Below are 15,416 nucleotides of genomic sequence, written 5' to 3'. Positions count from 1 at the left end.
CCGCTGTCCTAGACAGCGGTTTTTTTATGTGTAATTTTCTCCATAAAGAAAGGAGCTATCCGATACTGGACAGCTCCTTTCTTTTTGTTATCTGCTCAAAGTAGGAATTTGATTAAATTTTTGTTCGATACGCTTTAGAATCAACTCAACCGATGATGGATCGTTAACAAGGTCATATTCATTGATGTTCAATCTAAGGATTGGACATGCATTGAAGCTATCGATCCAGTTATTATAGCGCTGGTACATTTCTTCCCAATACTCGGTAGGTGTTTGTTGTTCCATTGGGCGTCCACGTTCCTTGATGCGATCAACGACATCATCAAAAGATCCTTCAAGATAAATCATCAGATCAGGATGTGGAAAGAATGGCGTCATCACCATCGATTCAAAAAGGTTCGTGTATGTTTCGTAATCGACGCTCGACATCGTTCCTTTTTCATAATGCATTTTCGCAAAGATGCCAGTATCTTCATAAATCGAGCGATCCTGTACGAAGCCTCCACCATATTCAAACATTCTCTTTTGTTCTTTGAAACGTTCAGCTAAAAAGTAAACCTGTAAGTGAAAGCTCCAACGAGAAAAGTCATGATAAAATTTCTCTAGATATGGGTTATTATCAACTTTTTCAAGTGAGGTCCTAAATTGCAGGGCATTTGCTAGTGAACTTGTAATAGTGGATTTACCAACTCCAACAGTACCAGCTATCGTAATGACGGCGTCCTGAGGTATGTTGTATTTTTCTCTAAGATTCATACAGGGTCTCCTTCTTTCAATGTTAATTCGAGGGATTCAAAAATGGTTTGCAAATCTTCTTCGTTTGCAACAAAGTCCATCTCATCGCCATTGAACCGGAGAACAGGAATATCAGGGTGATGCGCTTCGAATTCCTGCATAAACCGTTCATAGTCAGCTGATAATCGCTTAAGGTATGAAGGGTCAATATCTTTTTCAATTTGACGACCTCTTTGTGATATGCGATTTAGCAACGTTTCGAGGCTTGCATTCAAATAAATAATAACGTTCGGTTCTGGCATGCCCTCGGTTAAAATATCGTAGATTTTCATATATTTAGAAAAGTGCTTGTCACTAAGTGTCTGTTGGGCAAAAATTTTGTTTTTGAAAATGTGGTAATCAGAAATGACTGGACGTTGTTTGGATAGATAGTGTTTATCCATCTCTTCTAATTGTTTGTATCGATGGCTAAGAAAAAACATCTCGGTTTGGAAGCTCCACTCTTCAATGTTGCCGTAGAACTTACCGAGAAACGGATTCTCTTCTACGATTTCTTGAAACAGTTTAAACTGATAATAATCAGCGATAGCGTGGGATAGAGAGGTCTTTCCAATACCGATCGGGCCTTCGACGGCAATAAATGGGGTCTGGTTCATACGTATCCTCCTCCGTCGTTTCCTATGCTAACCAGATCTTGCTCTCTTTTTATAGACAAAGATAATTGTAGCATAGACCAAGAACTGTGGACAGGGTTAAAACCATCGTGTTAAAGGTAAAAAAAACCTGCTTGTTTTATATCTGATAGATGGGGGAAAATCGTCATGGAAAGGGGTGGAAGAATGGGCTCTCATCATATTTTAATCCTGTTATTTATCGGTTATCTGGTTTACACAATCGATACAAAACAAAAGAATTTCCCAGCACCGTTAGTGCTCTTGGTTATTGGGATTAGTTTGTCTTTTGTACCATACTTTCAGTCTGTACATATCACGAAAGAGATTTTATTCGAATGGTTTCTTCCTGCACTTCTCTTTATTTCAGCTTATCAGTTTCCATTCGACCACCTCAGAAAGCATGCAGGTATTATTTCTATGTTAAGCACACTCGGAATTATAGCGAGTGCTGTCCTTCTAGGAGGAGTCGTTTATTTGTTGAGCGCTCCGTTTTTATCCTTATCATTTGTCGGAGCTTTGTTGATCGCTTCTATCTTGACACCGACAGATCCAGTATCTGTTGTTTCCATATTAAAAAATTCTTCGAAAGATCCTAAAATTGCTGATGTGGTGGAAGGTGAATCGATGGTTAATGATGGAACAAGCATCGTTCTTTTCACCATATTCGCTGGTATGGTGATAGAGGGCCATTCGTTCTCCATCAGTTCTTTTATCTATGATTTCATTCTCGTATCGATTGGTGGAGTAGCAATAGGGGCGATATTTAGTTATCTCGTATGTCGAGCGATCCACTTGACCCATCAGAGACAATATCAGGTCATGTTAAGTATCGTTCTTGCTTATGGAAGTTTCTATGTAGCGGAAGCTCTTGAAGTCTCCGGTGTCCTTGCTGTCGTAGCAGCTGGGATCGTTCTATCCTATGAGCTTGATCGATTAATCAAAGAATCACATTATCGAGACTACTTAAACAGCTTTTGGGAAGTTGTTGAACCGAGTATTCTAGCGTTAATTTTTCTACTAATCGGTATTGAAGCGACGAATTATTTGGTGATCGACCAATGGCTATTTGTCACAGTTGTGTTTTTAGCTTCAGTCGTCATTCGATTCTTTGTTTTAGCAGGGATTGTGAACATGTTCAAGGCATGGCGCAACGAATTTAATTGGAAAGACATCTCACTTGTAACATGGTCTGGCATAAGAGGAACGATGTCTGTCGCATTATTACTTAGTTTAGAGTCTGATAAAGCGTCTTTAGATAGCAATATTCTCTCGATCACGTTTGGAGCGGTAATGTTATCTCTTATTATTCAAAGCATGACGATCTATCCACTCTCACATCTATTTGAAAAGAAAAAGGGATGAAGTTAGAGAAGAATCGACATCAAGTCATCACTCACACCAATACAGGAAAGCGTTATGGCTTTAATAGATACTCTTGAAAGGTTAGGGAAAAAGATTTACGTTTAAGCTGGTTGACTAACAAATATTGGAGGGATTTACGTGCAGGAACAAACGTTGAATAATAGCCAGCAGGATACCGCAGATTTTTTCCCGGTGCATGATGTCGATTATCTTGAACTTTATGTCGGTAATGCTAAGCAATCAAGTCATTATTTTTGTAAGGCATTCGGATTTAAACCAGTAGCTTATTCAGGGCTTGAAACTGGGGATCGCGAGAAAGTATCCTATGTGCTTCAACAGAATAATATTCGACTCGTTCTAACAGGCGCTCTTTCAAATAATCACCCAATTGCAGATTTTGTCAAGCTTCACGGAGATGGAGTGAAGGATATTGCTCTTACTGTGGAGAATGTTGAAAAGGCTTACAAAGAAGCTTCGGAGCGTGGAGCGATCGAGCTTAGTCCTCCTAAAGAATACAATGATGAATTTGGGAAAGTAAAAGTCGCTGTTATTGGTACATATGGCGACACGATCCATACTTTGGTGGAACGTAAAGACTATGAAGGTGTCTTTATGCCAGGATTTAAACAATTTGAAGGGGATATTCCTTCTGAAACAACAGGACTCCTCGGCGTCGATCATTGCGTAGGGAATGTGGAATCGATGGAAGAATGGGTTTCCTACTATGAGAATGTAATGGGCTTCAAACAGATGATTCACTTTGATGATGATGATATTAGCACAGAATATTCCGCTTTAATGTCGAAAGTGATGCATAATGGTGGTCGAATTAAATTCCCAATCAATGAGCCAGCAAATGGTAAGAAGAAGTCTCAGATTCAGGAATACTTAGATTACTATAATGGCCCTGGTGTGCAGCATATTGCTGTGTTAACGAATGACATCGTAACAACAGTAGGGAAATTAAGAGATGCGGGAGTTGAATTTCTTGAAGCGCCCGATAATTACTACGATGTACTAACTGATCGTGTGGGTGAAATTGATGAAGAAATCGACAAACTACGCGAACTGAAAATATTAGTGGATCGAGATGATGAAGGCTATCTCCTTCAAATTTTCACGAAGCCTGTTGTCGATCGTCCAACTCTTTTCATTGAAATCATCCAACGTAAAGGTGCAAAAGGATTCGGTGAGGGTAACTTCAAGGCTTTGTTTCAGGCAATTGAGCGAGAACAGGAACGAAGAGGCAACTTATAATCACGACAAAATGATGGTAAAGGAGTTGCCGATATGAAAGTTCAACCAGATTCTCTTGCATGGAAAGATGCATACAAATTACTGATTGGTTCGGTTCTTCCTCGTCCGATCGCATTTGTATCTAGCATGGATCATAGCGGACGAGTGAATCTAGCGCCATTTAGTTTTTTTACCGGAATATGTGCGGACCCTATGATGGTATGTTTCGCCCCTATGCGTAAAGCAGGAGAGGGTGATAAGAAAGATACGCTTATCAATATAGAAGAAACAAAAGAGTTCGTCATCAACATAGTAGGTGAACGTATCGTTGAGCCGATGAACGAATGTGCGACACCCTTTGCTCACGGAACAGACGAATTTCTAGAAGCGGGATTAACAAAGGTCGAAAGTGCTTGTATCACACCACCAAGGGTGAAAGAGAGTGATGTGCAGCTTGAGTGTGTGCTCGATCAAATTGTTGAATTTGGTGATCATGAAGGAGCAGGCAGTCTTGTAATCGGAAAAGTAGTTATGGTTCATGTACGTGATGAGTTGTATGAGGACGGAAAGATTAATACTAAACTGCTGAAACCTGTCGGACGACTTGCAGGGCAGGAATATACGAGAGCTACCACGGATACATTTGCGTTAGAAAGAAAAACAACGGCTGAAGGAAAGAGCTGAGGACTTTGAAGTTCGTCACGTATGAAAGACAAGGTCAAGAACATGCAGGTATTTTAACAGATGGGAAAGTGTACAACCTAAACCGAGCTTCTAAGGGAACAATGCCAGGTGATCTTCTAGAGTTAATTAAAGGAAACTATGCGATTGAGGAATTGCAGTTAGATGAAGGGCATGATCTTTCTCAGGTGAAGCTAAAAGCACCACTTCCTCGTCCAGCAAGCATTAGAGACTTTTATGCTTTTGAAGAACATGTTGTTACAGCTAGAGGGAAAAGAGGTCTGGATGTCGTGCCCGAATGGTATGAGTTTCCGGTCTTCTATTTTACGAACCATCACGCTGTAAAGGGTCCAGAGGATTCTATTTCTCCTCCTCGAGGCTGTGAAAAACTAGACTATGAACTCGAAATTGCTTGTGTCATAGGTGAAAAAGGTAGAAATATAAAAGCTAATGAAGCAAAGGATTATATATTCGGATACATGATCATGAACGATTGGAGTGCGCGTGATATTCAAGCGAAGGAGATGAAGGTGGGGCTTGGACCTGCGAAGGGGAAAGACTTTGCAACATCGTTTGGGCCTTATCTCGTTACGCCTGATGAAATACCACTGCATGACAACCAACTAGATTTAAGTATGGAAGCAATTGTGAACGGTGAGCAATATTCCGTGGGAAATGTGAAAGACATGTACTATTCATTTGGGGAATTGATTGAACGAGCTTCGAAAGATGTCACGCTGTATCCAGGAGAAGTGATTGGATCAGGTACAGTAGGCAGTGGGTGTATTCTTGAACAATATGGACGTGAATGGTTAAAGCCTGGTGATCGAGTGGAACTCTCCATTACTCATCTTGGCAGCCTTATTAATGTTGTTGGAGAGGAGGAGTAAGAGTGGCTTATTACCAGAAGATGGGGGAGCTTCCTCATAAACGGCATACGATGTTTAAGAAAGAGGATGGATCGCTTTATAGAGAACAGGTAATGGGTACAAAAGGATTCTCGGGTATTCAATCCATTCTCTATCATCATCATTTTCCTACAGCGGTGAAGGAAGCAAGTTACCTAAAGGATGCTATACCCGAGTATGAGAAGCAAGGTGCCTTACAACATCGTCATTTCCGTACGGCAGCATACGACAAAAAGGGGGATGCTGTTGTCGATAGATGTTATTTCCTGGGGAATGAGGATGTGTTGATCGGAGTTGTAAATCCCATTGAAACAATGAATTACTTTTATCGTAACGGAGACGGAGATGAGTTATTCTTCGTTCATCATGGGACTGGTAAAATCGAAACAATGTTTGGTGAGATTACCTATGAACCTGGTGACTACATTTTGATTCCTATTGGCACCATTTACCGTGTGATTCCTGAAGATGATCAGAATCGATGGCTAGTGATCGAAGCAACTAGCGCGATCACAACGCCTAGGCGGTATCGTAACGAGTATGGTCAGTTGATGGAACATAGTCCTTTCTGTGAGAGGGATATTAGGGGACCGGAACGTCTTACTACGTATGATGAGAAAGGTGAATTTGAAGTTGTGACAAAAGCACGTGGCAGCTTACATCGGCATGTTTTTGATCATCACCCTTTGGATGTGGTCGGGTGGGATGGATACCTTTATCCATGGAAGTTCAACATAAGTGACTTTGAACCGATAACGGGTCGCATCCACCAGCCACCGCCTGTCCATCAAACGTTCGAGGGAAATAACTTTGTTGTTTGTTCATTTGTGCCAAGGTTATATGACTACCATCCAGAGTCGATTCCAGCACCATATTTTCATAGTAATGTCGACAGTGATGAAGTGCTTTATTATGTTGAGGGAAACTTTATGAGTCGTAAAGGGATTGAAGAGGCTTCTATCACCTTGCACCCATCTGGTATTCCTCATGGTCCTCATCCAGGTAAGATCGAAGGAAGCATCGGCAAAAAAGAAACGCTCGAGCTTGCTGTTATGATCGATACATTCAGACCGCTCAAAACCATCGAGCAGGCGAAAGAGTACGAGGATGAAGCATACATGAAAAGTTGGGTTACAGAGTAAATGATCAATTGGGGGAAACGAACGGAAGGCGCGGCTAAAGAATAGCCGCGCTATTACTTTTCTTACATGGACTTTTATTGTATAATAAATACCATTCGGCCCCGTAGCTCAGGGGATAGAGCAACGGTTTCCTAAACCGCAGGTCGGAGGTTCGATTCCTCTCGGGGCCACCAAATTCGATAAGGTTATTTTCGTGAAACATATAAATGTATAAAAAAGCACGCGATTATCATGTAAATGGATCGCGTGCTTTTTTATGTATTTATTGTTTTTTGGGCTACATACGTAAAAAAATAGGCTTATTCGAAATGAAAATAAATGGAAATAACCCCTTGTTATAGGTAGAACAACTATTACAACTTGATAGTAAGGAACATAAGTCTATAAGAGTAACTATAAGGAGGGGGAAAAGTGTCTTTTCCTAATGATATACAATATAGCCCGATTCCATTAGGCACGGGTGTTTATTTCGATGTGACGGGTGATCAATCACCCACGGCTGTAGATCTTGTTGGAAATCAGTCGAATCCATCATTTGCAATGGCTTACGATGGGACGAATGTTTATTTCCGATTACGTTTAAGGGAAGATCCACGAAACAGAAAAAAGACGGGCTTTCAGAATTTTTCATGGGGTGTTCTGTTCAATACAGGAGGTGCTCCCGGGACTTACCAATGGCTATTGGCAGTTGATGGCTTAGATGAAGAGCTTGTATTAATTCAAAACACGGTAGAAGAAGTAAACTCCTGGAACGATCCTGCTGAAGGTACAAATGGAAAAGGAAATCCTAATTATTCTAGGCCAATTATTAATTACGACGTTGCAAGAGTAAAGCCTGCGAATACGAGATTTGGTAACGATGATAACGTATTCTTGGATTTCTTTATTCCAGCTAATATTTTGTTCGACTATCTTAATATTACAGACCAAACGCCATTAAAATTGATTTCGTATACCGCGACTAATTCTAATAATTACAATAAAGACTCTTTGAGAGTAAGTGAAGGATTTCAGTTTACCGATGCCTTTTCAGATCCTATAACAGTGGATGATACAAATGTGAAGGCGAGTTTAGAATTGAGGAAAGAGATTGTTAGCGGTCCCGCTAGTGTATCAGCGGGTGAAGAAGTTTCATTTACTGCACAATTAATTGTTGAGAACACAGGAGGAAGCGAAGCAACAAATGTCAGTCTATATGACCTGATTCAATTCGATATACTCAATACTTTTAGTATAACAAGCAAAACAAAAGGAAACGCAAACTTTAGTTCTAGACGGAAAACGCTCTGTTGGGGAATTGGGAATATAGCGCCAGGTGCGTCTGCCGTGTTGGAGTTCGAAGTTAGTGGGTTCTTTAATGAAGCTGGTGTTCAAACGTGGGAGACTGCAAGCGTTACTGGAAACGACAATAATACAGGAGATCGATTGCAAACGGACCCAATAACGAGCACGATAACCGTTACAGTAAACGGGGGCGTTGTTGGTATTGTAAGCGATCAGTTCACAGGGTTTCCTGTATCGGATGCCAATGTTGAGTTGAAAGATGGCGCAACCACAATCGCAACGACCACTACGAATGCTAACGGGGAATACAGTTTTACCGGTATAACACCAGATACGTATACAATCGAATATTCAAAGGTTAATTACATTACCACTATTGCCGCCGTTACGATTAATGCAGGTGATATTACAAGAAAAGATGTATTTTTGACAGAGCTTCCAGGTAGTATATCTGGTACTGTTTTAAACTCAGTTGGTGGTCCAATCAATAATGCAACGATACTGTTAGTAGACACGGCGGGTAATATCGTTGGTACACAGACAACAGACGCTACTGGAGCCTATTCGTTCCCCTCCGTTATAGCTGGGCAATATTCACTAAATGTCACTGCAACTAATTTTCAATCTGACGCAGTTGGGGTGACGGTTGCAGCAAATGATGCTTCAACTGTTAATTTTGTTCTTGAACCTAATCCTGGAACGGTACAGGGTGAAGTAAGGAATGAAGATGGCGATCCGATCAATGGTGCGTTAGTTGAAGTCTTGAACTTAGCTGGTTCTGTTATTAGTACAGCAACGACGAATGTGTCGGGAGTCTACACGATCGATGAACTAGCGCCAGGAGATTATAAAATTAGATTTAGTAAGTCATTATTCACTACCCAGGTTCTTGGCTTTAATTTAGAAGCCGGCGAAACGGAAGTTCTGAATGGTACGTTACAAGAAAATCCTGGGACATTGACTGGAACGATCACAGATGCAACGACTTCAGCTCCACTGCCAGGTACGACCATCCAGGTAACGAATGGCCTTGGAGTTACTGTAGCAACTTCTACGACAGACCTTAACGGAGAATATACGATCGAAATGCTAGCGCCGGGATTTTATACGGTAACGTTTGTAGCACCAGGGTATGGCTCGCAAACCGTAGGGGCGAAAATTCAATCTGAGCAAACAACTACGTTAGATGTTCCGTTAGAGCAGCTCGTAGGTGCAATTTCAGGAACAATCACGGATACGCTTGGCAATCCGGTTGCCGGTTCTGTCATCGAAATTTTCTCGAACAACGTACTTGTAGCTTCCACAACAACTGATAGTAATGGAAACTATATCATTAACAATCTTATTCCAGGCGCATATTCCATTACTGCTTCGAATAATGGATTCTCCTCGGAAACGGTAGGGGCTTCGGTCATTGTTAATGAAACATCTACCGCTGATGTAACGTTAACTCCAAATCCAGGCACATTAACTGGAACAGTAAGGTCATTAGACGGGATAGCGCTTGAAGGTGTGGTGTTAACGATCAGAGATGATCGTACGGGCGCTAATATCACTCAAGTGGTGACGAACAACCAGGGGGTCTATACAGCGACAGGTCTAGCGCCGGGCAACTATTCCATCACTGCTCTCCTCGAAGATTTTCAAAGTAAACAAACAGGTTCAACAATCGTCTCAGATCAAACGACAACGACAGATTTTATCCTTGAACCGAACCCAGCTAGCGTAACGGGGGCCATCATTAATGCTGCAACAGGGCTACCAATTACTGATTTGATGATCGAAGTCAAAGTAGTTGATCTTAACGGTAACGTTTTAACAACCACTTTTACAGACTTGACTGGACAGTATGAAGTGAATCATTTACTTCCTGGTACGTATGGAATTGTTGCGAGTGCTGTTGATTTTCAGACAAACGGAGCCTCCGTCACATTATCACCAGGAGAAGTCGAAACGACTAACGTCGTCTTAACACCAGCGCCTGGAAGCATCACGGGAACCTTAACCGATACGGCAGGAGCTCCCCTATCAAATGTCTCCATTAGAGTTGTAGATGACACAGGATTTTTGGTGGGGACGATACTGACTGGTACAGATGGGACTTATGAATTTAATGGTCTTGCGCCAGGAAATTATACGATTACTGCAGTCGCGGACAGTTATCAATCAGCTTCCATTGGAGCAATCGTGCAATCAAATGAAACGACTGTTGTGAATCAAAGTCTTGTGAGTAATCCTGGCTCGATCTCAGGGTCAATTATTCCATTAGTTGATGGTACCCTCATAACTTTAACGACGTCTGACGGCATTTTGATCGGGTCAACTCTAACAAATCCAAGTGGTGACTTCCTTTTTGAGAACCTACAACCAGGGCAATATATCGTGACAGCAACAGCTCCAAATTATCAAACTTCGACAACCGGAGCTACAGTTTTATCAGATGAAATAGCGGATACCTCGCTCACCCTTGAACCGAACCCGGCAGAGATTAGCGGCGTAATTACCGACGATTCAGGTAATCCTGTGTCAAACGCAACGATACAAATTATTGATGCAAATGGCACGTTATTGTGGACAGCAGGAACAGATCAAGATGGTAACTATGCAATAGGGAACCTTGCTCCTGGTGCATTCACAATCGTGACGAATGCTCAAAACTATTCTTCAAATACAACCGGAGTTACGTTGAGCCCTGGCCAAATTGTAACTGATGCAAATGTCACACTTATTCCTGATCCCGGTGCCATTGTTGGTCAAATTAATGACACAGACGGAAACCTATTACCTGGTGCAACCGTAATTGTGCGTACTGTTGATAACCTTCAAATACGAACCACGACAACGAACGAATTCGGAGAGTATTTCTTGGAAGGACTTGCGCCTGGAGCATATACAGTCGTTGCTACTGCACCGAATTATTCCACAGATTTTATTGGAGTGATCGTGAGCAGCAATGAAAGCACTGTTGCCAATGTTACGTTAACGAGCACAGTTGGTAATATTACCGGAACAGTCGTTGATGAAAATGGTGACCCGATTACGGGAGATAATACCGGAATCACCGTTTCAAATGAAAATGGATCGCTTCTTCAAACACTTGTCGCCAATTCCGATGGCACATTTACGATCTTTTCCCTTCAACCAGGTCAATACTTCATTAATGCTACTGCAACGAATTATGCAGCGAATACAACCAGTGCGAATGTGGTGGCGGCTTCAACAGGAAGTGTAACGGTGCCTTTATCATTATTACCAGGTACATTAACTGGAAGGGTTATCAATACGTCGACTTCTGAGGGAGTTCCTGGGGCAACTCTTTCGATTACAACGATAGACGGGATACCAATCACGACTACGATTACGGGATTCGATGGGGAATATACTGTTGAAAATATTTCAGCAGGTACTGTCGTCGTTAGTGCTGTAGCAGCAACGTTTGGCGCAGAAAGCGTAACGGCTGTCGTTAATCCGGGTGAAACGAAGAGTGTGAATGTTGAGTTGACCGAGAATCCAGGTTTCCTTACTGGTTATTTAACAGATATCGTGACGGGGAATTCGATTGTAGGAACGATTACGTTATTCGACGAAAATGGTTCTCAAGTTGCGACGGTTACATCTGATGGGTTCGGTGAATTTCTAACACAGGGATTAACACCTGGAAATTATACAGCTCTCGTTGTAGCTAACGATTACACGAACAGTACTGCAAGTTTCTCTATCTTACCGGATGAAATATCTCTGTTAAGCTTTGCGCTATCTCCAGAACCTGGGACGATTGCAGGAACGATTACGAATGCTGTTACTGGTGATCCAGTTGTAGGTGCTACAATTATTGTTCGTTCTCAAACGACAAATGGTCCAACGATCGCTACTACCATTACTAATGAAAATGGTGGGTATGAAGTGGCCACCTTATCTCCTAGTACGTACACACTCGTTGTGTCTAGTGCTAGTTTTGGAGCAGCTGAAGCAACGACAATCGTGAATTCTAATGAAACACAAACAGTCGATCTTGCAGTCACGCCGAATCCTGGGATAATTGCCGGTGCTATTTTAGACGCGACTACAGGTACCCCGCTCTCTGGGGTCATGGTAGAAGTCTTCAATTTAGATGGAATACTTGTTTACTCGACATCGACTGACGAAAATGGTTTTTATCAATTCACAGGGCTATCTCCGCTCCAGTTTAGGGTAGTTACAAGTCATTCAGACTACCAAAAGCAAGAAGTTGCTGCCTTTGTTATTTCAGATGACACGACCACTTTAAACTTTGAATTAGCACAAAGTCCTGGAGCCATAACGGGTACCGTGTTTGATGCAGAATCGGATTCACGGCTTGTTGGTGCAGAGGTAACGTTATTCAGTGCCCAAAGTATCATTCCGCTTGCGAGTACCATTACTGATGGATTAGGAGAATACACGGTTTCAGGTTTAGTACCAGGCGAGTACACTGTTGTGGTTAATTCGATCGGATATCCTGAAACCTCGACAGGTAGTATTGTTTCACCGAATGAAACGACAACAACAAATGTCTCATTGTTGTTCGAGACAGCAAGTTTAACGGGTACAGTGGTAGATTCTACTGGTACACCGTTAACAAGTGCTGCGATTAAAGTTATCGATGTGAACGGAGTTATCATCGGAATAGGGGCTACAGCGTCAGACGGTGTTTATTCCATGGGGGGTCTAACTCCCGGCACTTATACCGTGCAAGCTTCTTCACCGGATGCCATAACGCAATCAACAGGAATCGCTTTAGTTGCTAATGAAATAAAAACAGTCGATTTTGCTTTACAAGATAATCCGGGAACAGTTAGCGGAACAGTCGTTAATCAAACAACAGGTGAGCCGACCGTAGGTGCTACAGTTAATGTCGTCGATAGTAACGGTAATGTGACTGTAACCACGGTAACTGATGAGACTGGAAATTATGTGGTGGATCAACTACCGGATGGTTCATATGTTGTTTCCACTGAACAACCTGATCTTGGAACAGGCGTTCAAGGAGCCATTGTTTCAGAAGGTGACACAACTGTAGTAGATCAAGGGTTAACCGAACCCACTGGATCTATATTTGGGGTTCTTGAGGATGTGGATGGTGAACGAATTGACGTTTCAACAGTCGGAGTAAGACTACTAGATAGTCGAGGGCTCTTCCTTCAATCAACCCTGGGCACTCCTGAAGGCACCTTCAAATTCAGTGATATAGCACCTGGTCAATACCTCGTTAGTATCACTGCGGATGGCTATCAATCGAAAGTGGTTCCTGTAACCGTGGTTGATGGAGTGATAAGTGAGCTTGATATTACACTCTTTAAGGACTCGGGTTCTTTGAGTGGTCAGGTAGTAGATCGAGATTCACAAACCGGTGTCCCTGGTGTATCTGTAGATGTAAAAGACGTGGCGAATAAAGTTGTAGCAAACGGAACTACAGATGAAACGGGTTCATTTACTGTTGATAGCCTTCCTACTGGTCCATTATTTGTAACGGCATCAAGAGATAATTACGGTACGAACGCAACAAGCGTAACCATCGATTCAAATGAGACAACAGCAACAGAAATCGACCTTCCACCAAACCCAGGAAGCATTCAGGGAATTATTACTTCGAAAGAGACGGGAGCACCAATCGCTGATGCCATCATACAAGTATTGGATCTTGCTTGTATTGAAAATGCGACGGTATTATCACAAGCGGATGGGCGATATTTGGTTGCGAACGTAAGTCCAGGTATTTATGAGATTCCTGTTAGTCATCCTGATTATGGTGCCATTATGGCCTCGGCTATCGTTGTTAGTGGCGAGACAACAACGCTCAATTACGCTCTACCATCGAATCCTGGGATTTTAAGTGGAGTAGTAACAAACGAGGAGACTGGAGAACTGGTGTCTGGGGCGTTTGTACAGCTAAGGTGGTTAAGTCCTGATGGTCCATTTCTTCTATCTACTATAACTGATCAGAACGGAGAATATAGTGTTGAAGGTTTATCGGCTGCTATTTACTCTGTATCTGTATTTGGTGGAGGTTTAGGTAATGACCTAGCTACAGTGGAGATTTTCCAAAGTGAAACAACTGTTCAAAATTTTACACTCTTCCCACTCACTTCAAGTGTGAGCGGTCGGGTAACAGATAGAGGAGCTGGATTCCCGCGCCCTAAGACGTATATGCACCTTAATTCATCTAGCGGAGCAATCGTGCAACGAGGTCAAACAGATGAGAATGGGAATTACCTTTTTGAGAATTTCGATCCGGGTGAATACACAGTAAAGGCAAGAAATGAAGTGTATGGGTCAGCGGTCACTCCTTTTACAGCGGAACCACTAGAAGATGAAGTAATCAATTTTGAGTTAGATACGAACCCAGGAAACATTACGGGCCGTGTAAAAAATGCAGTAACGAATGAGTTTGTAATGAGTGTGTCTGTGCTTGTAACGGATGAAAACAATGTGATGATTACCCATACGTTGACCGATGAAGATGGGATTTATCTTATGCGTGGTCTCACTCCTGGCACCTATACTATTCGAGCACTTGGGATTGGATTAGAATCTCATGCTCAGAGAGTGGTCATATCATCAAACGAAACGGCTGAGAGAAACTTTGCTCTTCTTGCTAACCCTGCCACAGTTAGTGGAACGGTTACAGATCGAGATGGCAATCCACTGAATGATGTAGGGGTTCGAGTGTTTGATTCGAACGGACTACTTGTGAATTTTGGTGAAACAAGTAGTGAAGGAGATTATGTGATCGGTTACCTTCCTGGTGAAACGTTAACCTTTATCGCATCTCTTCCGGGGTATGCATCTGATGAACGAGAAATCACCGTACAGCCTGGAAGCAGGTTGACTGATATTGATTTCATCTTGGGAGTGATTAATCCAGCTACCATATATGGAACAGTCACAAGCGAGAGAACCGGCTTGCCTATTGGTGGAGCGCGCATCACTGTTCGAATCAATGATAATATCTTTGCTGAAGATTTTACGAATTCGGATGGCACTTATTCGATCAGTGGTCTTGGGGAAGGCGACTATACAGTATCCGCATCTGCAGCTCAGTATGAGACGAAGTCAATACCTGTCTTTTTAGAGGAGAATGAAAACGAGAGGATAGACTTTGCTTTAGAAGGTGGTCCAACTCCAACTCCGCCACCACCAGGTCCTAACCAGTACTATCTATTCGATAAAGAAACTGGGAGACAATATTCGTTAGCGGGAAGCGAAGAAATTCCAACCGTATTCACATTGATACGATTAGATCGAGAAGAAGGAACCGGTTACTTCTCTTATGTTTCTGTTCAGGGTATAAGAACGCTGATCGTATGCTTGGATAGCGTGACGATCTCTCCGATAAAGTGATTGAATGCAGAAGAACGATGAGTGATCTACTCATC

8 protein-coding genes and 1 tRNA gene are annotated in these 15,416 nt (G+C 42.2%); 7 read left to right on the top strand and 2 right to left on the bottom strand.

Features of this window, described 5'->3' with window-relative positions:
• Positions 1 to 87: 87 nt before the first annotated feature.
• Together SJY16_RS00890 and SJY16_RS00885 are read right to left on the bottom strand one after the other, a co-directional pair.
• Positions 88 to 756: a deoxynucleoside kinase gene (locus SJY16_RS00890; RefSeq protein WP_377887191.1), complete on the bottom strand. Its 669-nt coding sequence runs from the start codon at positions 754 to 756 to the stop codon at positions 88 to 90.
• Complete coding sequence (locus tag SJY16_RS00885; RefSeq protein ID WP_377887190.1) at positions 753 to 1,391, bottom strand: deoxynucleoside kinase; 639 nt, start codon at positions 1,389 to 1,391, stop codon at positions 753 to 755. The genes SJY16_RS00890 and SJY16_RS00885 overlap by 4 nt, the downstream gene beginning before the upstream one ends.
• Before the next feature lie 165 nt (positions 1,392 to 1,556).
• Here SJY16_RS00885 and SJY16_RS00880 point away from each other — a divergent pair, with 165 nt between their 5' ends.
• The 7 genes from SJY16_RS00880 (at position 1,557) to SJY16_RS00850 (ending at position 15,381) form a co-directional block, all read left to right on the top strand.
• Positions 1,557 to 2,771 carry a cation:proton antiporter gene (locus tag SJY16_RS00880; protein WP_377887189.1) on the top strand — a complete coding sequence of 405 codons (1,215 nt, stop codon included), beginning with the start codon at positions 1,557 to 1,559 and terminating at the stop codon, positions 2,769 to 2,771.
• A gap of 138 nt (positions 2,772 to 2,909) precedes the next feature.
• Positions 2,910 to 4,028, top strand: coding sequence for a 4-hydroxyphenylpyruvate dioxygenase (gene hppD / locus SJY16_RS00875; protein ID WP_377887188.1), 1,119 nt, complete (start codon positions 2,910 to 2,912; stop codon positions 4,026 to 4,028).
• A gap of 33 nt (positions 4,029 to 4,061) precedes the next feature.
• On the top strand, positions 4,062 to 4,691 hold the full coding sequence (locus SJY16_RS00870) for a flavin reductase family protein (protein ID WP_377887187.1): 630 nt from the start codon (positions 4,062 to 4,064) through the stop codon (positions 4,689 to 4,691).
• Between the two features lie 5 nt (positions 4,692 to 4,696).
• Positions 4,697 to 5,578: a fumarylacetoacetate hydrolase family protein gene (locus SJY16_RS00865; protein WP_377887185.1), complete on the top strand. Its 882-nt coding sequence runs from the start codon at positions 4,697 to 4,699 to the stop codon at positions 5,576 to 5,578.
• 20 nt (positions 5,579 to 5,598) lie between these two features.
• Positions 5,599 to 6,738 carry a homogentisate 1,2-dioxygenase gene (locus SJY16_RS00860; RefSeq protein ID WP_377892000.1) on the top strand — a complete coding sequence of 380 codons (1,140 nt, stop codon included), beginning with the start codon at positions 5,599 to 5,601 and terminating at the stop codon, positions 6,736 to 6,738.
• 97 nt (positions 6,739 to 6,835) lie between these two features.
• A tRNA-Arg gene (locus SJY16_RS00855) sits at positions 6,836 to 6,911 on the top strand.
• A 238-nt stretch (positions 6,912 to 7,149) separates the two neighbouring features.
• Complete coding sequence (locus SJY16_RS00850) at positions 7,150 to 15,381, top strand: carboxypeptidase regulatory-like domain-containing protein (protein ID WP_377887184.1); 8,232 nt, start codon at positions 7,150 to 7,152, stop codon at positions 15,379 to 15,381.
• The last annotated feature ends 35 nt before the right edge of the window (positions 15,382 to 15,416 follow it).

The sequence above is a fragment of the Alkalihalobacillus sp. R86527 genome (assembly GCF_042466185.1).
Lineage (GTDB): Bacteria > Bacillota > Bacilli > Bacillales > Guptibacillaceae > Guptibacillus.
This window is presented reverse-complemented; position numbering and strand designations above follow the sequence as displayed.

What these genes read in the sequence shown, in the direction of transcription:
- SJY16_RS00870 (WP_377887187.1), top strand. Translation starts at nt 4,062, where the DNA reads ATGAAAGTTCAACCAGATTCTCTTGCATGGAAAGATGCATACAAATTA.
- SJY16_RS00880 (WP_377887189.1), top strand. Translation starts at nt 1,557, where the DNA reads ATGGAAAGGGGTGGAAGAATGGGCTCTCATCATATTTTAATCCTGTTA.
- SJY16_RS00860 (WP_377892000.1), top strand. Translation starts at nt 5,599, where the DNA reads ATGGGGGAGCTTCCTCATAAACGGCATACGATGTTTAAGAAAGAGGAT.
- SJY16_RS00890 (WP_377887191.1), bottom strand. Translation starts at nt 756, where the DNA reads ATGAATCTTAGAGAAAAATACAACATACCTCAGGACGCCGTCATTACG.
- SJY16_RS00885 (WP_377887190.1), bottom strand. Translation starts at nt 1,391, where the DNA reads ATGAACCAGACCCCATTTATTGCCGTCGAAGGCCCGATCGGTATTGGA.